The 23,477-nt window shown below is 63.8% G+C and carries 22 protein-coding genes; 13 read left to right on the forward strand and 9 right to left on the reverse strand.

The features are described 5' to 3' along the window. Positions 1–44: 44 nt before the first annotated feature. From arcS to NKH31_RS12030, 11 genes are all read left to right on the forward strand, one after another. Positions 45–1,814 (forward strand): archaeosine synthase subunit alpha, encoded by a 1,770-nt coding sequence (gene arcS, locus NKH31_RS11980; protein WP_254862030.1) that lies wholly within the window; start codon positions 45–47, stop codon positions 1,812–1,814. 148 nt (positions 1,815–1,962) lie between these two features. After that, positions 1,963–2,556 (forward strand): HdeD family acid-resistance protein, encoded by a 594-nt coding sequence (locus tag NKH31_RS11985; RefSeq protein ID WP_254862031.1) that lies wholly within the window; start codon positions 1,963–1,965, stop codon positions 2,554–2,556. A 180-nt stretch (positions 2,557–2,736) separates the two neighbouring features. Continuing rightward, positions 2,737–3,768: a PstS family phosphate ABC transporter substrate-binding protein gene (locus NKH31_RS11990; RefSeq protein WP_254862032.1), complete on the forward strand. Its 1,032-nt coding sequence runs from the start codon at positions 2,737–2,739 to the stop codon at positions 3,766–3,768. Positions 3,769–3,783: 15 nt separating this feature from the next. Beyond that, complete coding sequence (pstC, locus tag NKH31_RS11995; RefSeq protein ID WP_254862033.1) at positions 3,784–4,779, forward strand: phosphate ABC transporter permease subunit PstC; 996 nt, start codon at positions 3,784–3,786, stop codon at positions 4,777–4,779. Continuing rightward, on the forward strand, positions 4,776–5,699 hold the full coding sequence (gene pstA, locus NKH31_RS12000) for a phosphate ABC transporter permease PstA (protein WP_254862034.1): 924 nt from the start codon (positions 4,776–4,778) through the stop codon (positions 5,697–5,699). Before pstC ends, pstA begins: the two co-directional genes overlap by 4 nt. Position 5,700: 1 nt before the next feature. Continuing rightward, the gene (pstB, locus tag NKH31_RS12005; protein WP_305038414.1) at positions 5,701–6,537 is read left to right on the forward strand and encodes a phosphate ABC transporter ATP-binding protein PstB; all 837 of its coding nucleotides are present in this window, start codon (positions 5,701–5,703) and stop codon (positions 6,535–6,537) included. Between the two features lie 2 nt (positions 6,538–6,539). Further along, the gene (gene phoU, locus NKH31_RS12010; protein WP_254862035.1) at positions 6,540–7,229 is read left to right on the forward strand and encodes a phosphate signaling complex protein PhoU; all 690 of its coding nucleotides are present in this window, start codon (positions 6,540–6,542) and stop codon (positions 7,227–7,229) included. A gap of 77 nt (positions 7,230–7,306) precedes the next feature. After that, positions 7,307–7,705: an ArsR/SmtB family transcription factor gene (locus tag NKH31_RS12015; protein WP_254862036.1), complete on the forward strand. Its 399-nt coding sequence runs from the start codon at positions 7,307–7,309 to the stop codon at positions 7,703–7,705. Next, complete coding sequence (locus tag NKH31_RS12020; RefSeq protein WP_425492263.1) at positions 7,689–8,132, forward strand: arsenate-mycothiol transferase ArsC; 444 nt, start codon at positions 7,689–7,691, stop codon at positions 8,130–8,132. The genes NKH31_RS12015 and NKH31_RS12020 overlap by 17 nt, the downstream gene beginning before the upstream one ends. Next, positions 8,125–9,315, forward strand: a complete 1,191-nt coding sequence (arsB, locus tag NKH31_RS12025) for an ACR3 family arsenite efflux transporter (protein WP_305038415.1) — start codon at positions 8,125–8,127, stop codon at positions 9,313–9,315. Before NKH31_RS12020 ends, arsB begins: the two co-directional genes overlap by 8 nt. Further along, positions 9,312–9,764 (forward strand): universal stress protein, encoded by a 453-nt coding sequence (locus tag NKH31_RS12030; protein WP_254864808.1) that lies wholly within the window; start codon positions 9,312–9,314, stop codon positions 9,762–9,764. Before arsB ends, NKH31_RS12030 begins: the two co-directional genes overlap by 4 nt. Positions 9,765–9,780: 16 nt before the next feature. Here NKH31_RS12030 and NKH31_RS12035 read toward each other — a convergent pair whose 3' ends face one another. The 7 genes from NKH31_RS12035 to NKH31_RS12065 form a co-directional block, all read right to left on the reverse strand. After that, entirely contained in the window at positions 9,781–12,177 is a 2,397-nt protein-coding gene (locus NKH31_RS12035) for a type B DNA-directed DNA polymerase (protein WP_254862037.1), read from the reverse strand. Then, positions 12,174–12,482: a DUF8156 family protein gene (locus NKH31_RS12040; RefSeq protein WP_254862038.1), complete on the reverse strand. Its 309-nt coding sequence runs from the start codon at positions 12,480–12,482 to the stop codon at positions 12,174–12,176. The genes NKH31_RS12035 and NKH31_RS12040 overlap by 4 nt, the downstream gene beginning before the upstream one ends. Beyond that, positions 12,482–13,186, reverse strand: coding sequence for a hypothetical protein (locus tag NKH31_RS12045; RefSeq protein WP_254862039.1), 705 nt, complete (start codon positions 13,184–13,186; stop codon positions 12,482–12,484). The genes NKH31_RS12040 and NKH31_RS12045 overlap by 1 nt, the downstream gene beginning before the upstream one ends. Before the next feature lie 347 nt (positions 13,187–13,533). Beyond that, a complete protein-coding gene (locus NKH31_RS12050) occupies positions 13,534–14,568 on the reverse strand; it encodes a Cdc6/Cdc18 family protein (RefSeq protein ID WP_254862040.1) in 1,035 nt (344 codons plus the stop codon). A 323-nt stretch (positions 14,569–14,891) separates the two neighbouring features. Further along, positions 14,892–16,919: a hypothetical protein gene (locus tag NKH31_RS12055; RefSeq protein ID WP_254862041.1), complete on the reverse strand. Its 2,028-nt coding sequence runs from the start codon at positions 16,917–16,919 to the stop codon at positions 14,892–14,894. A gap of 42 nt (positions 16,920–16,961) precedes the next feature. After that, on the reverse strand, positions 16,962–19,292 hold the full coding sequence (locus NKH31_RS12060) for an ATP-binding protein (RefSeq protein WP_254862042.1): 2,331 nt from the start codon (positions 19,290–19,292) through the stop codon (positions 16,962–16,964). Positions 19,293–19,400: 108 nt separating this feature from the next. After that, a complete protein-coding gene (locus tag NKH31_RS12065) occupies positions 19,401–19,586 on the reverse strand; it encodes a DUF1328 family protein (RefSeq protein ID WP_254862043.1) in 186 nt (61 codons plus the stop codon). A gap of 567 nt (positions 19,587–20,153) precedes the next feature. Here NKH31_RS12065 and NKH31_RS17745 point away from each other — a divergent pair. Both NKH31_RS17745 and NKH31_RS12070 read left to right on the forward strand, forming a co-directional pair. Next, positions 20,154–20,339 carry an HVO_0649 family zinc finger protein gene (locus tag NKH31_RS17745; protein ID WP_305038416.1) on the forward strand — a complete coding sequence of 62 codons (186 nt, stop codon included), beginning with the start codon at positions 20,154–20,156 and terminating at the stop codon, positions 20,337–20,339. 119 nt (positions 20,340–20,458) lie between these two features. After that, entirely contained in the window at positions 20,459–21,556 is a 1,098-nt protein-coding gene (locus tag NKH31_RS12070; RefSeq protein ID WP_254862044.1) for an archaeosine biosynthesis radical SAM protein RaSEA, read from the forward strand. Positions 21,557–22,195: 639 nt separating this feature from the next. On the opposite strand, the gene NKH31_RS12075 is transcribed toward NKH31_RS12070, so the two are convergent. Together NKH31_RS12075 and NKH31_RS12080 are read right to left on the reverse strand one after the other, a co-directional pair. Beyond that, positions 22,196–23,107 (reverse strand): hypothetical protein, encoded by a 912-nt coding sequence (locus tag NKH31_RS12075; RefSeq protein WP_254862045.1) that lies wholly within the window; start codon positions 23,105–23,107, stop codon positions 22,196–22,198. 197 nt (positions 23,108–23,304) lie between these two features. Then, the gene (locus NKH31_RS12080; RefSeq protein ID WP_254862046.1) at positions 23,305–23,469 is read right to left on the reverse strand and encodes a hypothetical protein; all 165 of its coding nucleotides are present in this window, start codon (positions 23,467–23,469) and stop codon (positions 23,305–23,307) included. Between the last annotated feature and the right edge of the window lie 8 nt (positions 23,470–23,477).

Consider the following 23,477-nt stretch of genomic DNA (forward strand, 5'->3'; position numbering starts at 1 on the left):
TCGAGTTTCGATACGCTCTTTCGCGTGCTGGTCTCAGATACCGTATGACCGAGTTCTTCGAAATTCACGCGCGCGACGGCGCGGCGCGGCTGGGCGAACTGCGCCTTCGCGAGTCGCACCCGACGCCGGCGCTCGTGGACGACCTCCTCGACGACGCCGGTTCGACGTGGGTCGGCGATCGCGAACAACCGACCGGTGATCCGTCGACGCTCACCGTACTCCCCCACCGGGCGTTTCCCGGCGGAACGGCCCCCGAAGTTCGCGATTCGTTCGCGCCCGAGTATCCCGACGTCGACTTCCCTGCGGCGGCCGTCGTCTCGAGCGAATCGCCCGCCGATCACGGCACTGACGCCTACGTCGTCTCCGACGCCCAGTCGATCAGGGGCCACGGTGCGGCGTTTACCGAGGCGATCGTCGCCGTCCGCGAGGCCGTTCCGGCCGACACGGCGCTCGTTCTCTCCGGGATCGCGACGCCGCGAAACGTCTCGCTTCTCGCCTACGCGGGCGTCGATGCGGTCGACGCCGCCTTCGCGACCGCCGAGGGAACGCGCGGGAACTACCTGACGACCGACGGATCGCACTATCTCGACGATCTGGACGAGCTGCCGTGTTCCTGTCCCGTCTGTCAGGGACCCCGCGAGTCGTTCACGCTCGCCGATTGCGCAGAGCACAACCGGAACGCGCTGGCCGCCGAACTCGCGACGGTGCGCCAGCGGATTCGCGACGGGCGTCTGCGCGATTATCTCGAAGGGCAGGTCAGACACGACCAGTGGCTCACCGCGGCGATGCGCGAACTCGACGACCAGTGGGCCTACCTGGAGGAGCGAACGCCGATCCTCCGCGAGGCCGAGATCACGGCGGCGACGGAGGACACCCTCCGCCGGGTCGAGATCCAGCGCTACGCCGACCGGGTGACCAGTCGGTACCGGAATCGCTTTCGAAACCCGCTGGTGCTCGTCCCCTGTTCTGCTCGCAAACCCTACAGCGAATCCCAGAGCCACCGCCAGTTCCACGACGCGATCCAGTGGCGCGCCCACCTCGTCTCGATGACGAGCCCGATCGGCGTCGTCCCGCAGGAACTCGAGACGACCTACCCCGCCCAGCACTACGACACCGTCGTCACCGGCCGCTGGTCGGCCGACGAGATCGACTTCGTCGCCCGGGTTCTGAGACGGTACCTGGAGCGAAACGAGTACCGGAAGATAGTCGCTCACGTTCCCGACGACGGCTATCGTGAGATCGTCGAGCGCGTCGAGGCCGACCTCGACCTCTCGGATCGACTCACCTACACCGTCCCCGAGGGCGGTCACCCCACCGACGAGGAGTCGCTTTCGAACCTCTCGACCGCGCTTTCGGGCGAACTCAAGTATTCCAAACGCGAGCGAGAGCACAACACGATTCGGGCGATCGCCGACTACGTCCTCGGCGACGGCGCCGGCGACGACCTCTTCGACGCCGTCGACGTGCAGACGACGAGTCGGTACCCCAAGATCCAGGTCAGAGACGGTGAGGGCACACAACTCGCGACGATGGTTCCGAAGTACGGGACCCTCTCGTTCACCCTGGAAGGTGCCCGGCTGTGGGTCGACAGCGACGCCCCGACCAAGCGCGTCGAGATCGACGGCTTCGTCCCGCACGGGAGCGTCCTCGCACCGGGCGTCGTCGACGCCGACGACGAGATTCGCGTCGGCGACGAGGTCGTCGTCGAGGGGCCGAAGGCGTTCGCGGTCGGTCGTGCGGAGATGTTCGGCCGGGAGATGACAGAAAGCACGCGTGGCGAGGCGGTGACGGTTCGCCACGTCGAAGAGCGATAGCGTCGCCGGCGATCGGTTGCGCTCGTCGAGGTATCGAATTCGTCACTCGAACCCGCCCGGATCGAGACCGGTCCGGTTCTGGGAGGTACTGTCATATCGTTAATGGGTTATATCTACTCACGCAGCGTTCGTTCATTCGGTGACTTTCATGGCTTCGACAACGCAACCAGCCTCGTACGAGGCACAGCTCGAGTCGAACTGGCGGACGCTCGCACTCGCGGGGATCGTCGTGGGACTGCTCGGAATCCTCGCGATCTCGTTTCCGTTCGCCACTGGGCTCTCTATCACCTACGGGATCGGTCTGTTGTTGATCCTGAGCGGGATCGTTCACGGCGGCCACGCGCTGACTGTCCGGGGCTGGCGAGGTCAACTCTGGCAACTCGTGGTTGGAGTCGTCAGCGTCGTCGCCGGTCTCGTCATCGTCGCGAATCCCGTCCTCGGACTGGCGAGCCTGACGCTGCTGGCGGCCGCGTACCTGCTTGCCGACGGCGTCGCGGAACTCTGGCTCAGCAGCCGACTGGAGTCGCGGTCCGGCCGGTGGTCGGTCGCCCTGAGCGGCTTCCTGTCGGCCGTGCTGGCCGGGTTACTCCTCGCCGGCTTTCCCGCCGATTCGGCGTGGGCCATCGGAGTGCTGGTCGGGGTGAGTTTGCTCCTGACCGGCCTCTCGATGGTCGTCGTCTCGTCCGACGGACGGCGAGCGAGCCGCGCGTTTTCTCCGGAGACGCGCGATGAGGCCGTTTAATCTGCCTCTACGCTAGCGGCATCGACACCCGTCGGTCCAACGGTGTCCCGTCCGTTTTCGCTCGCACGTTCACGCGTTCTGGTCGATCTACTGCGTTCTATGTAGGGATCTATAGTGATCTGGGCCAAACTATATATAAATTATAAGTCTATTTATCCTCTTCAGTCGGACTCGTATTCGATGTCCGACGACAGATTCGGGCGAGACGGTGGCGGAGTATCGAGACGGGAATTTGCTGCGGGTGCAGGCGCCGTCGGGGCCATCGGCCTCGCCGGGTGTGGCGGTGTCCTCGGTGGCGGTAGTGGTGAGCTATCCGGAACGATCGATGCCTCGGGATCGAATACCGTCGCACCGATCACCGACTGGGCGGGCGAGCAGTTCTCGAACGAGTTCCCGGACGTACTCGTCGATGTCGCTCCGGAAGGGACGGGCGCCGGCTTTCAGGAGTTTTGCCGGGCGAATTCGGCCGTCCAGAGTGCGAGTCGAGAGATCACCGACGACGAGGTCGATCTCTGTGGGGAGAACGACGTCGACTACGACTTCCTCGAAGTCGGCCTCGACGGACTGTCGGTCGTCAAGAATTCGGAGAACGATTGGGTCGACACCATCACCCTCGACGAGCTCCGACAGATCTGGGAGTTCCAGTCCGACGTCGAAACGTGGAGCGACGTTCGCTCGGAGTGGCCCGACGAGGAAATCCAGCTCCACGCCCGCGACAGCGCGTCCGGGACGTTCGATTACTTCACGCGCGAGATCAACGGCGAGATCGGCAACGTCCGCGACGACTATTCCGCGACCAGCCAGACCAACGAGATCATGGGCGCGGTCGCCGACAATCTGCACGGCTTCGGCTGGGGTGGCCTCGGGTACCTCCGGGCCATCGAGGACGACCAGCCGATCGAAGCCGTCCCCGTCGAAAGCGACGTCGACGGAGACTTCTATCTCCCGACCGAGGCGAACATCGAGGAGGGGTTGTACTCGCCCCTCGCCCGCCCGTTGTTCGCGTACTTCAATATGGCGAGCCTGGAGGAGGAACCGGATCTCATCGGTTCGTTCGCCCGGTTCTACGCGAACAACGCCCAGGGGTTCGCCAGGGACGAGGGCTTCTACGCGGCTCCGGACGAAGTCACCGAGGAGAACCACGACAAGATCGACTCCTGGCTCGATCAGGTCGGATCGTCGCCGGACGACCTCACCGTGGATCGTGACTGACGACGGACACACACGATGAGCACTGAAACCACGCCTGGACCGGGGATCACCCGCGACGCTGCCGCACAGTCCGACATTGCGGCCAACCGTCGGGCCAGACGCGTACTCTTCGGATTCGCGGCGATCACGGTCATCACGACGCTCGCGATCTTTTTCGTGCTGATCGACAACGCCGCGAGTTACTTCTTCGGCGCCAAACTCACCGAGATGCTCACCGGCGCGAGCGTCGAGCGGACGGTGACTTTCACCGAGTTCTTCACCGGAACGCGGTGGGCGCCCGATCACGCGACTCCGGCTCACGGTGCGCTGCCAGTCATCTTCGGGACGCTCGCGATCACTGTCGGCGCGGCGTTCGTCTCGATCCCGATCGGGACGGCGACCGCGATCTACCTCTCGGAGTACGCCTCACCCGGGGTCCGATCGAAACTCAAACCGACGCTCGAGGTACTCGCCGGCATCCCGACGATCGTCTACGGCTACTTCGCGATCGCGTTCATCAATCCGATCGTTCTGGCGCCGATCGCGGACGCGCTATTCGGAATCAACCTCGGTCGCTACAGCATGCTCTCGGGGATGCTCGTGGTCGGAATCATGACGATTCCGATGGTCTCCTCGATCAGCGAGGACGCGATGTCCGCGGTGCCGGACGATCTCCGGAACGGCGCCTACGCCCTCGGCGCGACGAAGTACGACGTGTCGACGCGCATCGTGCTTCCGGCCTCGATATCCGGCGTATTCGCCTCGTACATCCTCGCCGTCTCCCGGGCGATCGGCGAGACGATGGCGGTGACGTTGGCGGCCGGGTTCAACGCGAACATCACCGCGAACCCGTTCGACGAGATCATGACGATGACCGCCTACATGGTGTCGATGGCTCGCGGGACGACCGCCGTCGGGACCGTCGAGTACCAGAGCCTGTTCGCGGTCGGGCTGTTGTTATTCGTTATGACCCTGACGATGAACTTACTCAACGACGCACTCAAGCGACGGTTCCAGGAGGAGTACCGATGAGTACCGACTCCGAAGATCGATTGTCGCCGGAGACGGGCGGTGGAGTGTTTACCGACGTCGACCTCAGCCGAGAACACCTGAAGAATCGAGCCTTTCGCTGGCTCCTCTTCGCCGCGTCGATGTTCGGCGTCGTCGTGCTGGCGCTGCTGTTGCTCGACGTCGCAACTGACTTCTACGCTGGCCTGACCGAGTTCGACATCAGTCTCGTCGATTTCTTCACGCGGGACGGCTCGCGACGGGAGGAACTCGCCGGCTTCAGGGGAGCGATCGTCGCGTCGGTTATGCTGATGATCGTGACGGCGATCCTTTCATTTTTCGTCGGCGTCGGGTCGGCGATCTACCTGGAGGAGTACGCTCCGGACACGCGAACGACTCGACTGATCGAGGCGAACCTGGCGAACCTCGCCGGCGTTCCGTCGATCGTCTACGGCCTGCTCGCGCTGGCGGCGCTGGTCAACGGGATCGGTATGGGGCCGATTCTGCTGGCGGGCGCGGTTGCACTCGCCCTGCTAGTGATGCCGATCATCATCGTCTCGACGCAGGAAGCGCTACGTTCGGTCCCCGACGGCGTCAGGAACGGGTCGTACGCGACGGGCGCCACGAAGTGGCAGACGATTCGCCAGGTCGTGTTGCCGGCGGCACTGCCCGGGATAATGACGGGCACCATCCTGGCGCTCGCCCGCGCGATCGGCGAGACGGCGCCGCTGATCATGGTCGGGGCGCTGTTCACCAACCGGATGCCGTTCGGGCCGTTGGATCGCTTCAGCGCGATGCCGACCCAGATCTACAACTGGGCGGCGGAGCCGAGTCCCCACTTCATTCACCTCGCGGCGACCGGCATCGTCGTCCTGCTCGCGTTCATGTTCGTCATGAACGGGGTTGCGATCTACCTGCGCCACAAGTACGAGACGGAGATATAACATGTCCACACAACAGAACACGGATTCACTGATCACGACCGACGTACAGGCAACCGACACCGAGCGGGAGACGAAACCGGACGAGACGGTTCTCGAGGCCCAAAACCTCGACGTCTATTACGGAGACGACCGGGCGCTCTCGGACGTCACCATCGAGATTCCCGAGCACAAGGTGACCGCAATCATCGGTCCCTCGGGCTGTGGAAAGTCGACGTTCCTTCGCTCGATCAACCGGATGAACGACCAGATCGACGTCGCTCGTATCGAGGGGGAACTCTACTTCCACAACAAGAACGTCTACGACGAGGACGTCGATCCCGTCGCGTTGCGCCGAAAGATCGGACAGGTGTTCCAGAAACCCAACCCGTTCCCGAAGTCGATCTACGACAACGTCGCCTACGGGTTGCGGGTCCAGGGGAAGGCCGACACGGTCGACCTCGACGACGCCGTCGAGCGCGCACTTCGCGGGTCGGCCCTCTGGGACGAGGTGAACGACAAGCTCGACTCGTCCGGGCTCGACCTCTCCGGCGGCCAGCAACAGCGACTCTGCATCGCCCGCGCGATCGCGACCGACCCCGAGGTGCTCCTGATGGACGAGCCGACGTCCGCGCTCGACCCAGTCGCCGCCTCGAAAATCGAGGACCTCATCGACGACCTGGTCGAAGAGTACACCGTCGTCATCGTCACTCACAACATGCAACAGGCCGCCCGAATCTCCGACAAGACGGCCGTTTTCCTCACCGGCGGCGAACTCGTCGAGTTCGACGACACGAGCACCATCTTCGCGGATCCGGCCGACGACCGCGTCGAGGACTACATCACCGGTAAATTTGGCTAACCATGGCACGAAAATCCTACCAGGCGGAGCTGGACGCTCTCGAAGCCGGCGTTCTCGAGATGAGCGATCTCGTCTGCGAACGGTTCCGACTCGCATTGTCAGCGTACGAACAGCGTGACGAGGAACTCGCCGAGGGAGTCATCACCGGCGATCACGAGATCAATCGGCGCTACCTCGAGCTGGAGGGCGAGTGTATCGGTCTGCTGGCGCTCCAGCAACCGGTCGCCGGTGACCTGCGCTTTATCACCGCGTCGTTCAAGATCATCACCGACCTCGAACGCGTCGCCGACCTGGCGACCAACGTCGGCCGCTACGCGATCGAGGGAGGCCGCGATCGCTATCCCGAGATCCCGGTCGTTCAGATCGGCGAGACGACGATCGAACTGGTCGAGGATGCGATGAGCGCGTACGCGACCAACGACGCCGCTGCGACGTACGAAATCGCCACTCGCGACGACGATATCGACGCCCGATGTGAGTCGGCCAGCGAGGTCGTCGTCCGTGACGTACTCGCATCCGGGGCCGCCGTCGGGGAGGCGACGGACGGCACCGGTGACGTCTCTCCACTCTTCGAAGACGTCTCGCGGATGCTGCTGACGATCCGCGACGTCGAACGGGTCGGCGACCACGCCGTCAACATCGCCGCTCGAACCCTCAATATGGTCGAAAACGACGACGAACTGATCTACTGATTAACCAGCCAGTTTCTCGGACCACTCGAGTGATTCGCAAGGGATATATGAATGCTTGTTCAGATATTCAGCTACCGATGGCCCACCCTGATCGACTGCATCGACTCATCGAAGACGAACTCGGCGAGTGCTGCGAGGCGGACGTCGACGATCGTCTGTCGGCGCTCGGCGCGCTCGACGAGGGGGTGCCGGACGACCCGACGCCGGACCTCATCGCGTTGTCGACGCTCGGCGACGCGACCCGCCACCGCCTCGTTCGACTACTCGTGGCGGCAGAAGGCGAACTGTGCGTCTGCGAACTCTCGCCGCTCGTCGACGTCAGCGACAGCGCGATCAGCCACGCGCTCTCGGACCTGACCGACGCCGGACTCGTCTCCCGCCGAAAGGAGGGAACCTGGCGCTACTACCGTCCGACCGAGCGCGCCGAGCGACTCGTCGCCGCGCTCGACGATACCCGAGGTGTCGACGGTGTTTGAGCGGTCGGATGCGGACGTCACTCTCGGCTTCGTCTGCGTCCAGAACGCCGGTCGAAGCCAGATGGCGACCGCGTTCGCCGAGCGCGAACGGGACCGTCGTGGCCTCGACGGCGTCGAGATACTCACGGGTGGAACGCACCCCGCCGACGCGGTACACCAGGTCGTCGTCGACGCGATGAACGACGTGGCTATCGACCTCGCCGACCGATCACCGCGCGAGATCTCCGCCGAGGAACTACACTCGTGTGACGTCGTCGCCACGATGGGGTGTTCGACGCTCGAACTCGACGCGGACGTCAACGTTCGAGACTGGGACCTCGACGATCCTCACGGCGAGGACCTGGAGGCGGTTCGAGAAATCCGTGACACGGTCGAGCGCCGAGTGATGCGCCTGTTCGACGAACTGAAGGCCGACCGCGATGGCTAATCCGACCGACGGAGTCGGTCACGAACACGGCTCCGACTGCGGCTGTCCGGACTGTGGCGATCCACGTTCGATGGACTTCCTGGATAAGTACCTCACCGTCTGGATCTTCCTCGCGATGGGGATCGGCGTCGGTCTCGGCTCCATCGCGCCGTCCGTCGTCGACCCCATCCAGGACTACTATCTCGTCGAGATCGGTCTCATCATGATGATGTATCCGCCGCTGGCGAAGGTCAACTATCGCCAGCTGCCGCGGGTGTTCAGCGCCTGGCGCGTGCTCAGTCTGAGTCTGATTCAGAACTGGCTCATCGGTCCGACGCTGATGTTCGCCCTCGCGGTCGTCTTCTTCAGCGGGCTCGCCCCGCCGTTTCCGGCTCATCCGGAGTACTTCCTGGGACTAATCTTCATCGGCATGGCCCGCTGTATCGCGATGGTCCTCGTCTGGAACGACCTCGCCGAGGGATCGAGCGAGTACGCCGCCGGCCTCGTCGCGTTCAACAGCATCTTCCAGATCCTCACGTACGGGGTCTACATCGCCTTTTTCGCACTCTACCTCCCCGAGTTGCTGGGAATGGATGCGCTGGTCGCCGGTATCGGTGAGTTCGACATCACCGTCACCCAGGTATTCTGGGCGATCGCGATCTTCCTCGGTCTCCCGTTCGCCGGCGGCATCCTCACCCGTCTCGGCGGGGTGCGAGTCAGGGGCGAGACGTGGTACGAGGAGACGTTCGTTCCTGCGATCAGCCCCGTGACCCTGCTCGCACTGTTGTTCACCGTGATCGTCATGTTCGCCACGCAGGGCGAGGCGATCCTCGCTCGACCGACCGACGTCCTCTGGATCGCCGTTCCGCTGACGATCTACTTCGTCGTCATGTTCCTCGTCAGCTTCGCGATGGGGCGCGGCATCGGCGCCGATTACTCGACGACGACGGCGATCGGCTTCACCGCCGCCTCGAACAACTTCGAACTCGCGATCGCCGTCGCCGTCGCGGTCTTCGGCGTCGGCTCCGGCGTCGCCTTCGCGACCGTCGTCGGCCCGCTGATCGAGGTGCCGGTGTTGCTCGCGCTCGTCCACGTCGCCGTATACTTCCAGCACCGATTCGACTGGGCCGGCTACGAGACCGGGCGACTCGACGGAGTTTCCTCGATGGATGACGACCCGCCAGAACCAACCGTAAACGACTGACCACGACCTTCGAAACGCTCCTCGTCCCGACCGATGGTAGCGAACCGGCCGAACACGCGGCGCGACGGGGATTCGACCTCGCATCGGACCTCGACGCAACCGTCCACATCCTCTCGGTCGCCGACGTCGCACTCGCAACGGGCGTCGGTTACGCCGGCGATTCCGAATCGATCCGAACGCGGCTCCGCGACGCGGCGACAACCCGTGCCGAATCACTCCACGACGAGGCGGTCGAACGGGGAATCGAGGCTATCGTCGCCACGCGCGAAGGCATCCCGGCCGACGAGATCGTCTCCTACGCCGACGACCACGCGATCGACGCCATCGTCATCGGAACCACTGGTCGTGGCGGTTTCGCTCGGGCGATCGTCGGCAGTGTCGCCGACAAAGTCGTCAGAACGTCACCGGTTCCAGTCTGCACCGTAGGGCCGAACGAAACTGGCGAGTAGATCGCCGCGAGTCGATTCACCCGCCGAACGCCGACAGCGACGTTGTCTCCGTATCGGCGAGGTACCGTCGAATTCGCGCGCGGTCCCACCCGAGCGGCGAGACGACGCTCTCGGCCGCCCGAATCAAGAGCGTCGCGTAGTAGTCCGAATCGTACGCTACTCCGCCGTCCTCGAGCGCGAGCCTGACTCGCTCGCGCGTCCGTCGTGCACCGTCGTCGACAACGACGTACGCGACCGACTGGCCCGGCTTGCGGGAAACCCCGAGTTCGTCGTACCGCTCGAGGGCGGCGACCGTATGGGTCGCCTGTGTGTACTCGCCCAGCGACTTCGAAACGCGCTTCGTAATCACGAGGTCGACCGGATCGACGCTCCCGCGTTCGAGTTCGCCGATGTGCCGTTGCAGGCGGTCGCAGACGACAGCGGGGTCGCGCGCGTCGTCGAGCGTCTCGATGAACTCACGCTGACAGTCGGAGACGTACGTCGGCGTCGATCGCTGGCGCACCTCGATACCCCGGTACTTGTACGTCCCGTCCTCGCGTTTGCCGAAGTACCGGGTGAGCGCGCCGGCGAGGGCGGACGAGGGAACCGTTCGCTCGTCCGTCGTCGCGTTCGCGGCGATCGACGACCGGCGCGGGACGAAACAGACCCACTCGTAGGCGCCGTCGTGTTCGAGCGGGATTCCCACGCTCGCCGACACGTCCGCACACACCGTCTTAAGCGGCTCCGGGTCGTCGACGGCCGCCGTCACCCAGAGGCTGTCGACGATACCGTGGACGATCCGCCACCCGCCGGCTTCGAGTCGCTCCTTTGCGGTCAATGCGATGTCGCGCGCGTAGTCGTTGATCGCCTCGTGGCACTCGATGCGACCGAACTTGGCGTTTCGATACCCCTGGTAGCCGAAACACGAGACCAGCACCCACTTGATCGCGCCGGATTCGCCGCGCCACCGACGTCGTTCGGCGTCGGAGGGGTCGTCCTCGCGAAGCGCTCGCTTCAGGTTGGCTCGGTCGTCGAGCAGACCCTCGAGCACGTCGGGCAGGAATCCCTCCCGACGGCAGATTCGGTAGTCGAGTCCCGGGGTCCGGTCTCGCGGCGTTCCGTCGGCGCCCGGGCGACAGCACGCACAATCGACCGTCTCCGGGCTCACGTTGTGCTCGCAGATGATCCGCGGATAGAGCGACGCGAAGTCGATCTCGTGGACGGTCTCGTGAAAGCCGACCTCGGGTGCGAACGTGAACCCGCCGCGGTCGGCTTCGTGAAGCGTCCGCGCGTCTTTGAACCGCTCGGGCTCCCACTTGTTCCAGGGGGCCAGCACGTCCCACTCTCGGGCCTGCCGAATCTGGCGCGACGTGAGTATCGTTCCGATGCTCCCCCACGCCGCCTCCTGGAGTGGTCGTCCACTCTCTTGGACCATATACAGCAACCCGGACAGCCCGGACTGGTGCCAGAGAAAGCTGTTCGACTCGTCGACGATCGCTCGCCCGGGAACCCGGTAGCGCGCCGGCGAGTGGCCGATCTGACCGTAACTCGCGTACGTGTTTTCCCCGGCGACGCGGGACCACCCCGCCAGCCGACCCAGTTCGAACGAATCGAGTCCGTTCGCGTCGGCCGTCTCGGAAAGGAGCGGAACCAGGTCGGCGTGACTCAGTACGAGCACGTCCGGATCCGTTCGTTCGAGCCGTGAAGACAGCGTTTCGAGGACGCTCGCCGGTTTCCCCTCGATCGTTTCCCGCTCGACCGCTCCATCGTCGACCGTCCCGCTTCCGACCCGGAGCGTCGAGACGTCGCGGTTTGCCAGCGCTCGCTCGTCGATTTCGATGTGAAATCGTCGAAGCGCTCGGTTCGGCGCACTCGCGGCCGGATCGACCTCCCGATCCAGGCAGTACCGAAATCCGGGTTCGAGGTCGACGTCGAACAGTCTGATCGTTCCGGGTGCCGGCGACCAATCCGGTGAGCCGGCGGTTGCTTCGACACCGGATGACCGACCGGTATCGAACGATCCGTCGGCTGCTGACCGCTCGCCGCCGACCGTCGCGTCGCGATCGAACGATCGGTGCGATCCCTGCGACGTTCGATACGCGAGTTCCCTCGCGAGCGTTCGAACCTCGCCGATCCGCTCTATCGCCACTCGAAGCACCGGTTCTGGCGACGATCGACCTTTCGTATCGTGTAATGTGGTGTATCGATCGACGACGGCCGTCTCCGTTACCTTCGGATCCGCGGCGAGTTCGTTCGCGAGCCGGTCTAACGCCCGGTCGGGACCGGCGACGAACACCGCCGGCTCGTAGGATTCGTCGACGATCGGAACCGCCCCCGTCTCGGTCAGTCGCCAGGCCCGGACAGCCCCGTCGGGGAACTCGAACGTGAACGGATCGGGTTCCGACTCGGTCGAATCGGAATCGGCTCGCGTCACTCGTCACCCACCTCTCGACCGTCGCGATTGCAATCGGTTCCCGTCCGCTCGCCCGACTTGAGTTCGTCGATGCGCTCGTGGAGTCGACGGAGCTCGACCTCGTGTGCCAGTAGCAGCGACAGGTAGAACGCTCGCTCCGGAACCGGCGGGTTGGCGTATCCCGCCGCGTCCGCGTAGCCGCGCGCCCGGTCGAACAGTCGATCGAAGTCCGATTGATACTCCCGCCTGAGCGCCCGTCGCATCGGAGACCACTCCGATTCGAGCTGTCGGATCACGTCGCGATAGGTCGGGTTCGTTCGCCCCATCAGGATCCCTCCGCGATCGCCGGTTCGAGCGGGCCGTCCGTCGGATCCCACGCGCGGGTGAGTTCTGGTTCGAGCAGCCCCTGATCGTGGGCGGCGACGACCGGATCGATCCCGTCGGCCGCGCCGCAGAGATCGACCCAGTAGGGAATCGTCGTCTGCCAGCCGGCGCAGTCCCAGTAGCCGACCTGTTCGACGCCGTCGCCGTCGAGCCTGACGCCCGCGCGCGTTCGACTGCACTCGATCGTGTGATCGGCGTGCGTCTCCAGTATCTCCGGCGGCTGCTCGCTCGTCGTGGCGAGAACCGGCACGTCGAGTGCGGTACCGAGTTCTCGGAGCGTCACGAGCGCCGATTCGCACAGTCGTTCGCGTTCGTACGCCGCGAGGTCGTCGTCGCGATAGAGCGAGACGACGTTCGTCGCGACGATCAGCGCCGATCGCTCCGTCGCCCGACGGGCGAGCGTACGGACCAGCGAGTGATGCTGGTACGCGGTGAACGCGCGGGCGATGCGAAGCGTCGAGAGCGACCGCGGACTCGGCGCCCGGTCGTACAGCGCGCGGGTGCTCGCGGCGTTTCTCGCGTCGATCCAGTAGACCGGTCCGCGCCGATCGAGCAGCCTCGAACAGACGAGTTCCGGTACGATCGCCGATCGGGGCGTGGGCACCTGAAGCACCGTCACCCCGGATTCGTACTCGACGTGATGCATACCCGATGGTCGCGCTCGCGGGGGTTAAGCGCGAGAGCCCCGTTTCCGGCATTTCCGATACGCGACGACGCTATCGTCGGCTCACTTCAGATCTCCACGCTGCGACGTCGACGACGCGTGCGAACGCTATCGAATACGTCGTCGTCCGCACGGTCCGGACGCGAACTCGCCCGATTTTGGGTCACTATCGGAAACCACTGTCCCGTTCGCGTCGCGGTCGACGGTGGCGATCGAACTATCGGACGAACGAGCCGATATCGGAACGTATCGGAAAATCGGCCGGGACCGTCTTCGATCCTAGCACAGCCGTGGGCCCGCGTGATCATTGAGCTGTGTCGGTCGGCGTACTACCGTCCGTCGACCGGTTTTGCGTCGGCGAGCGGTTCGACGACCCGATAGGTTCGTCCGCGGCGCTCGCCCGTGGCGGCGATCAGGTCGTAGTGGGCCATCTTGGTCAGGTAGTTACGAACCGTCCGGCGGGTCTTGGGGTTCTCGACGCGCGCTTCGTACGTCTCGTAGAGTTCGTTCGGTTCGATCTCGCCGCGCTCGTCGATCACCTCGTACAGGGTTCGCTGGTGGTCGGGAAGGCCCTCGATCGTCTCACGTCGAATAGCGATTCGGGCGTCCGGAATCGCGTCGGCGAGGAGGTCGTCGGTGAGTCGGTCGTCGCCGCGACTGTGAGCGCGCTGGGCGGCCGACCGGAGAATGCCGATGGCGACGCGCGCGTCGCCGGCGGCGGCGTCGGCGATCGTCCGAAGCTGACTCTCGCCCACGACGTCCGGTTCGAGCCCCTGGCGGGCGCGCTCGTCCAGGATCGCGACGAGTTCGTCGCCGCCGTAGCGATCGAAGGTGACGCGAGTTCCGGCTCGAAACCGGGATCTGACGCGGTCGTCGAACTGCGCGAAGAGTTCCTCCTCGCGGTTGGCGATCAGGACGAGCGAGACGTGTGGGAGCTGGTTCAGATCGTAGAGAACCTCGGTCTCCTCTAACTGGTCGACTTCGTCCAGGATGGCGACGATCGGTGCGTCGTCGGCGGCGCGCAGCCGACCGAACAGTTCGTCCTTTGCGGTCGATCGGTGGACGTCGAACGCTCGCCCGACCGTTTCGAGGAGGTTGTAGAGAACGCGAAACCGGGTGTACTCCTGCCAGCAGTTGACGTACGCGACGCGAACTGACGGGAGCTGTTCGCCCAGTCGATGGAGGGTGTATCGGGCGATACAGGTCTTTCCGACGCCCGTCGGTCCGAACAAGAACGCCGGGTCCGGTCGCCCGCCCGAGACCAGCGGTTCGACGGCTTCCGAGAGGCGATTCACCTCGTCATGGCGGTGGACCACTTCGCTGGGGACGAAGTCCTCAGAGAGGACCCGGTCGTCGACGATCACGTCGTTCGGTTCGTCGTCCAGAATATTAAGCGATCGTGACCGATTTCCGATTTTCCGAATCTCGTATCGACGGTGAGTTCGCTCGCCCCGATCGACATCTGTCGCGCCTCTATTTATATACTAAACTCTATATCGCAATACGAAAGATTTCGGCGGAGCGGATCAGGTGGACGGCGAATATCTGGGGTAGGGCGGTTGAGGGTCGAGATATCGGGCAAAACGGTTGTTCGGAACGACAGAGTCGGACGCCGCTGCTGCTCACTGTGGGTGGTCTGTGTAGATGTGAGACGGGTATCCGTTCACGCCGCCGACGAACGAGCCGGCTACGCGAACGGGTAGAACGGTGGTTCGTCCGGTCGCCAGTGAATCTCGTCGTCGACGATGGGGACGACGTTCTCGGCGCCGACCAGCGTCGCGAGCTTCGGTCCCGACGCGGAGAAGTGAAACGGCTGGGCGCACAGTCTCGCCGGCACGTCGTCGAGGCCGGGTCGCCAGATGAATCCGGGCTTCGGGATGTACAGGTGGGCGTGGACGTGGAACTGACCGGCGTCGATCGATTCGATCGTCGCCGGCGTACAGTAGAGCTTCATCGACTGGGTGAACTGACTGAACGCGTCCCCGAGCGCCCGATAGACGGGCGATCCATCAGATCCGATCGTGTACCGCGTCGCCTGATCGATCGTGAACCCGCGCGTGAGAAGTCCGAGCAACGTTTGCGCGTCCGTCGGGTCGGTCGGCGTCTCCCCGGTCCTGACGATACCTGCTTCGCTGCCGCGTCGAACGCACGCTAGCCCGGTTTCGTACCCCTCCGCGCCGTCCAGGACGACGAGACGGACGTTCGATCGCCCGATCGAGTTCGGATCGACCGTTCCGTCCGGACAGGAAAAGCCGTCGCGTCCGTCGCCGATGAAGTAGAGCACGCCGACGCCCGCTTCGAACAACTCGTACAGCTCGTCCGTGTGCACGTCGGATCGGACGTCGAGAGACAGGGAATCCGGGCCGAACCGTTCGAGGACGTCGGCGACGGCGTCGCGGACGTCTCGGTCGCGCCCGTCGTTACAGACGACGGTCACCGACTGCGAGTCGCCGTAGTGATCGAGGTACCGCGGTGCCTGTTCGTATCCGTCGGGATCTGGGACGAACAGCGTCTCTGACGGCGGTGGCGCCGATCCGATCCAGGCGAGCGCGCTCCCGTGGGGACCGCCGTCGATCACCCGTGACGGAACCGCTTTCGGACACCAGTTTGCCGGATCGATACCGTCCGGTTCGCCGCGTCCCGGTGCCGCCTCGGGGCCCATCACTGCGGCGAGATTGCGAACCAGGTACGGCAGCGCTCGCGCGTTCTCGAACGTCGGATCGACGTAGCTCACGTAGTGCCACTCGGGGAGCGCGTCGCTAATCTGGGCGAAGTTCGTCTCGAGCGTGGCTGTGAGTCGGTCGACGACGGACGCTTCGACAAACGACTCCGGGTTTATATCGAGCTGTGGAAGGACTTCGACGTCGGCCGGCGACGACGTCGAAATCTGGTCGTAGCGTACGAGACTCTCGACGAGAAAGACTCGACGGAGCAGCGAAGCGATCTCGTACTGGTAGGTCGGTTGCGCTTCGAATTCGACCAGTACCGACCCGTCGGCCGTTCGGATGTGTGGCGTTTCGTCCGACGTGGTGATGACGCGCAGACCGAGGTAGTACGCGAGCGGAGCGGCCGGAAACAGGTAGGCCAGTCGGTCGGGAACGACGAGTTCGACGCCGGTGTCCGGAACGTGGGCGTCGACCGCTTCGGGAACGTCGTAGGCGTTGCCGAAGAGGATTCTTGGCGGGTGTCGTTGGTTCGCGTGGATCGATCGCGTGAGGTCGGTTTCGAGCAGGGACGCGCTGAAGTAGGTGATCGCGGTCGCGACGCCGTCGGTCGTTCGAGGAATCGTGACGGCCTCGCGCGGGTAGCTAACGTGGCTTTCGAACCCGATCGTCACAGCCGTCGGTTGCTCGAACGAAGCGGCGAGCGTCCCGCCCTCGTTGTGTTCGATGCGGGCCGGCCCGTCGAACCGAACGTGGATGGTGATCGGCCCTTCGGCGGCCAGCAACGACGAGGTGTTCGTCGCACGGATCGGTGGTTCGTCGGGGTCGATCAGTTCGCGGTGGACTCGCTCGCCGTCTTCGAACCCCTCGAGCTGGGCGAAACTGGCGGTCATCGAGAGCGAGGTGACGCGACCGCCGACGTGTCCGTCGAGCGGGGAGGAAAACGAGTGAGATGGCGGAATCTCGTCCCAGCCGACTGTTTCGACCTCGGTGACGTTGTCGACCCGGTCGACCGCGCGGATCGTCGTGTCGATGACGTCGATCTCGACCATGGCTACTGAAGCGAGCGAGACAATATACGTATGGTGGCCCGCTCATTCGTGGCGTTCGACCCCGTCGATCGACGGAATCGACGATTCGACGTCCTCGGCTGTCGCCGATGTGCCGTCGGGGGCGTCGTCGACCGACGCTGTTCGATCGTCGTCAGTTTCCTCGGCGACGTCTCGGTCGCGATCGAAGCGGAGTTCGAACCGGGCACCGCCGCAGTCGCTGTCGGTTACCTCGACGTCCCAGCCGTGACCGGCGGCGACCTGCGTGACGATCGAGAGGCCGAAGCCGGTGCCGCCGTCTCCTTTCGCCGTCGAGACGCCCATCTCGAGGATCTCCGATTTCAATTCGTCGGGGACGCCCGGGCCGTCGTCGGCGACGTAGACGCCGCCTTCGAACGAGGCGACCGTTACGTCGACGTCGTCGCCGCCGTGGAGGACGGCGTTTCGAAAGAGATTCTCGAACAGCTGGCGAACCCGTGGCGCATCGGCTTCGACGGTGGGGAGTCGTCCGATCGACACCGTTGCGTCGGCCGTGTCGACGCCGTCCCACGCCTGCTCGACGACTTCGTCGAGTTCGACCGCGGTGACGTCGCCGACGGCCTCGCCCTCGCGGGCAAGCGTCAACAGATCTTCGACCATGCGGCGCATGCGATCGAGTTCTTCCGCGACAATTTCTATGTGTTCGCGCTCGCCCGTATCGAGCCCCGCCTGGAGGTATCCCTCGGCGACGGACAGCGGATTCCGGAGGTCGTGGCTGACGATCGACGCGAACGTGTCGAGGCGTTCGTTCTTCGCTTTCAGCTCGTGCTCTCGTTCGACGAGCGTCGATATGTCGGTGTAGATGAAGTAGCCGCGCTGGCTGTCGTCGTCCGATTGGACCGGAACGCTTCGAAGCAAGAACGGGGCGGATCCGTCTACGGTGTGGCGCGTCACCTCTGCGTCGACGCGGTCGCCGTCTTTGACCGTCTCGTACAGTGTCCTCGCGTCGTCTCGGTCGTCGTCGGGAACGAGCAGATCGAGGACCGATTCGCCGACGGCGTGGTCCGGTTCGTAGCCGAACAGTCTGACGAACGCCGAGTTGACGGACTCGATGCGTGGTTCTGCGCCGTCGAAAACGTACTGGATCGAGGCGTCGGGAATGTTCTGAAAGAGCGCGGCGAACCGATCGCGTTCGTGCGTCAGGGCGCGCTCGAATCTGAGTTTCGCGATCGCGTGCGTCGCGTACACGACGAGCAACTCCCCGAGTTTGCGGTCGAGTTCGGTATACGCGTTCGGCTCGGTCGAAATCGCCTGGAAGACGCCGTAGGCGCCCATCGGTATCGAGAGGACGGACCGATAGGCGTCGTTCGTCGGTGCGGCCGTCGGCTCGTCGTCGAGATCGTCGATCACGTGGGTCCGACCCGTTTCGACGGTTCGGCCGGCGATTCCGTCGCCGGCGGCGAGCGTGGTCGACGACGCGTACGGCTCGGCTGCCGTGGCTGCGAGGACGTCGAACGCGTCGCCCTTCGCTTCGCCGATGACGCACGCGTCGAAGTCGACGAGTCGAGAGACGGTCTCGACGACGAACTCACAGACGCGTTCGACATCGCCGTGGTCGTCTAACTGCTGGGTTATCTCCCGCAACTGTTCGATCCGTTCGCGGATCGTCCGCTCGTCTGCCGCGACCGAACGTGAGGCGACGACCGCTTCGTAGCGGGCGATCGCGTATCCGTCGACGGTTGTCGCCGGCTCGGTTTCGACGCGAATCGGGCGCTCGTCGACCGTGATCTGGGTGACGTGCGGTTCGCCGTCGAGAGCGGCATCGTAGCCCGCGCGAACGCGTGCGATCGCGCTCGAATCGAGCGGGGACGTCTCGAGCGTTCTCCCTTCGAACCGATCGGGGGTCAGTCCATCGGCGGGCTCGGTTCCGACCGCGGTGACGTGTCGGTACGCGTCGTCGACGAGACAGACTAGCGTTCGTTCGCCGTCGACGGTCGCCGCGAGCGCGTCGGCGTGTGCACGGTGGATGTCCCTGGTAGCCGACCCCAGCGCGGAGTCGACGCGTCGTTCGATGAGGGTTTCCCATCCTGTCCCCTCGTCTGCGACGGTAACGCAGTCGGTCGCGCCGGCGTCCAGTGCGGTGGCTGGGCTCACGTCGTCCGGCAGGATGGCGACGATCGGAACCGAGGCGTCGATCGATCGCACCGCTTCGACGCCGGGGCCCTTGTCGTCGACGGTGCAGACGACGACGTCGACGCCTCGATCGCGTATCGACCGGGCGATTGCGTCGGCGTCCGATTCGATCGATACCGATCGCGTCGCCGTCTTCAGTGACTCGCGAACGCGGGTGAACCGATCGGAGCCGTCGACGAACAGAACGGACTCGTGACGGCCCATTTCGCTCCTAGTCGGCCCACCGATACCTAAATGCTTGCGGCCGGTTAGCACACGGAATCGACGGCCGATGACGGACGTTCGGGCCGTCTCGCCGTCCGAGCGCGGCGATCACAACAGCAGTGCGACGATCGCGAGGACGATGAACAGCAGGACGAAGATACGGGCGATCTCCATCGAGATTCCGGCGATTCCGCGGGCGCCGACCGCGGCGGCGACGAGCGCCAGGACGAAAAAGGCGATCGCCCAGTACAGGAATCCGCCCTCTCCGATCTGGAAGACGACTCCGTCGAACATGGCTGAGGGGTGGACGAACTGGTACATAAAGTCTGTACACCCTCCAATCGGGTCGTCCGTCGGTCGACGGAAGTAACGGGTTCGTACTCGGCGATCGGTCTCGACGCCGACGGATCTCGCCGACCCGCCCGCTCGAAAGCGCACCCTTTGGGGAAGTGACTCGCAGTTAAGGGGATGAGTGGCTGCCGGGAGACTGGTGAGGACTGCCGGGGGACGGGGGAGGACTGCCGGGGGACGGGGGAGGACTGCCGGGGGACGGGGGAGGACTGCCGGGGGACGGGGGAGGACTGCCGGGGGACGGGGGAGGACTACCGGGGGACGGGGGAGGACTACCGGGGGACGGGGGAGGACTACCGGGGGACGGGTGAGGACTGCTGTTGCGACGCTCAGGGGTTCGCAGCTAGACGGGTGCGTAGGCGTCCGGTGGGTATGTGAGACACGCTGGGTCCGGTACCAATTCAGCCGCTCGTCACGTTCGAACTGACTGTCGTCGACGGTCGACGGTCTGGTTGGGCAGGAGGTAGGAACAGCATTATTACGTACTGTGTACAATGGTAGCATGGGTCAATGAGTACTGGAAACCCCTTCGAACGACTCCGCCAGTCGTACGCCGAGACGGCGTCTCGGTGTTCCTCCTGTGGGTCGGGTACCGACTCGAGCGACTGGCGGGTTCGTACGTCCGGAGCGCGGATCCGATACGAGCACAATTGCAGGAGTTGTGGCGCCGCGGACAGGCGCGACCTTCGATTGTGAGCCGGTCGCGCATTCGCGAGCCGTCGCTTCGGTTGTCACCGCTGTTTCGTTGCTCGACGTCAGCCGACGGGTCACCGGGAGACGAAGCGGCTATACGCGCCCGGGCGCTTGACACGACAATGAGTACGCCCACGCCCGAGGTATACGAACAGGGCAAGGGGATGGACGCCCACAACCAGGTGATGCGCGAGATCCGCTCGCGCAAGGAGGCGAGCTACGATCCCCACGAACCCACGCGCGTCTGGCTCGACGAGGACAACACGCCGGACGGCGTAATGCGGAGTCTGACGATCATCTTAAACACCGGCGGCTGTCGCTGGGCCCGCGCCGGCGGCTGTACGATGTGTGGCTACGTCGCAGAGAGCGTCGACGGCGGCAGCGTCGGTCACGACGCGCTGATGGATCAGATTCAGGTCTGTCTCGATCACGAAGCGGACAACGCCGACGAACCCGCCGATCTCATCAAGATCTACACCTCCGGGTCGTTCTTGGACGAGCGCGAAGTCGGCGCGGAGACGCGCGCGGCGATCGGCGAGACGTTCGCCGATCGCGAGCGGATGGTCGTCGAATCGCTGCCGGACTTCGTCGACCGCGAGAAGATCGCCGACTTCACCCGACACGGCCTCGATACCGACGTCGCCATCGGTCTGGAGACGGCGACCGACCGAGTCCGTCACGACTGCGTGAACAAGTACTTCGACTTCGCCGACTTCGAAGCGGCGTGTGCGGAGGCCGCCGCCGCTGATGCAGAGACGGACGACGCAGCCGCCGGAATCAAAGCCTACCTCCTGATGAAGCCGCCGTTTCTCGCAGAGTCCGAGGCCGTCTCCGACATGATCGCCTCGATCGAGCGCTGCGCGGCCGTCGAGGGCTGTCACACGGTCTCGATGAATCCCTGCAACGTCCAGCGCTACACGATGGTTGACGAACTCTACTTCAACGACGGCTACCGCCCGCCGTGGCTCTGGTCGGTCGCCCACGTCCTCGAGGAAACCGCCGAGATCGACGCGATCGTCGTCTCCGATCCGGTCGGTCACGGCTCCGATCGCGGCCCCCACAACTGCAAGGAGTGTGACGACCTCGTCCAGAAGGCGATCAAGGACTTCAACCTCCGACAGGATCCGTCGGTCTTCTCGCAGGTCTCGTGTGACTGCGAAGCGACCTGGGAGACGGTGATGGAACTCGAGACGAGTTACAACATGCCGCTGGTTCGGTGAGTAGGCACCGTAGTCCGAACCTCGTCCGTCGTAAATGACTTTCGGGAACCGGCGATCGTCACTACTCAGTTCTTATCTCTGTGGGACATCAATACCGTTAATACGTGGTGGATATTATTGGATTTAGATGCCTGGGGCGAATACGAAGTCGGAACACTCTGGTCAAACGACGAGTGAAGTTTATCGAACCGTCGCTTTTGCGAGCGTTACCATCGCGCTAATTGGGCTACTCGGTGGCGCGGCAACCGGCTATTTCCTTTCAGGAGCGGTCGTCTATGTTGCAGGCATGTGGATCGCCGTCGGCGTTGCACTTTTCGAGTGGCGTTCATCCCAAGGTGATGGTGCGGATGGGCCTCACGAAGTCGCGTTCGAACGGGCTAGTTACTGGACGGTCGTGACGATACTCGTGGTGACCGCAACGCTGTTCCCGCCAGTAACTCTCCTAGCGGCCGGAGATTGGATCGGTACTGTCCCTGGATTCCGTTTCATTTTGCTTACACAGTCTACACTCATCCTCTTTTTTACTGTACTCTACGTAATATTCCGAGTGGAAACGTAGACATCTGGATACTCGGCATCGTATCGACAGGACGAATGCCGATTGAAAAAACGGTGATGATCAGCAGCGACCGAAACTGCTCAGGCTCCTTGGATTGTGATGTTCTCGTAGTTGATGCCCCATTGACCGACATCGTGTTCCATATCTACGCTCGCTTGTGCCAGACCCAAGGCACCAATAGCACACCCCGACGTCAGGATGAAACGGTGGGTGTGATCCGGATCAACGTTCTGCAGGGTAATCTGTTCGCTGAAGCTTTGATCCCGATCGTGGCTGAAGTTCCCTGAATCTTCGAAGTTTACGAATGAACCGGAATCGACGATTCGCGATGTCGGGTCAGTTTCGCTCTCTTCTACTCGGTCAATCGCGTATCCGAGATCGTAGCTCGCACCGGACCCGCTGAGTGCTACGAGGAGACCGCTAACGCCGGCCCCGGCGCCGATTGCAACGACGACTGGCGGCGCTTGCGGTTCAAACTCGTCTCCGTCGACGTAAGTACGCGTGGATGTTCCTGATGTTTTGGCGACCGGTTCTGTCGCCGCGTCATCACGTGTTTCTTCCTCGAAAGGGTTTATGCTCCTTCCGGACGCCTCGACTTTGAGATCAAAGTCAAGGGATATCTCGACTTCGTCGACATCGTTTGCAATGTCGAAATACTGCCACGCTGCAGCTGCCCGGACTGTTTCACTGCGGAACATTCTTCCCCCTGTGTAGAGGTTCACGCGTTTGCCGGTGTCGCCGACGATGGCTGTCGTATTGCCACCACCGGATTCGGCGATCGTGTATCCGTGGAAATTGTGGTAGCTGACCGCTCCACTCTGACCGACCTCGCGGATCTGATTTCCGCCCGAGTTAACCGATGCGGGGAATTCGAATTCGGCTAGCCCGCCACTATTGGGGTCTGGGCTGGCAGATCCAGTTCCAAAACTCGATGCACCTAAGACGCCAACAGTGCTTAATGCGGCGCCCTTCGTGAATGTTCTTCGATCCATGCTGCATTAAAACCGGCCAACCCAAACAGCAATAAACTTTGCTAATTTCCATACGTTATAAATAGTTTAACAAATTTGGATATGTGTGGTCTTGGGCGATGGTTTCTTAAGATCGGGGCGGAATTTGCCCAGAAACATTACGCGGAGTGGATCGACAGTGTGACGAATGAAGCCCTATCGGCGATCCGATGTCCTCTTCACGACGGGTGCTGGTGTTTGAGTCGCTCGCCAACCATCCCCGGGACCGGCGTCAGGCAGTCTTTGCACTTCCAGGTCGGGTAGATTCCCGTCTCTTCTTTCTCGATGTCCTGGCGATACCGGAGCGTCGCACCGCACTGACAGCGATAGGTCGATCCGGTCATTGGTGACG

It is taken from the genome of Halovivax gelatinilyticus (assembly GCF_024300625.1).
Taxonomy (GTDB): Archaea; Halobacteriota; Halobacteria; order Halobacteriales; family Natrialbaceae; genus Halovivax; species Halovivax gelatinilyticus.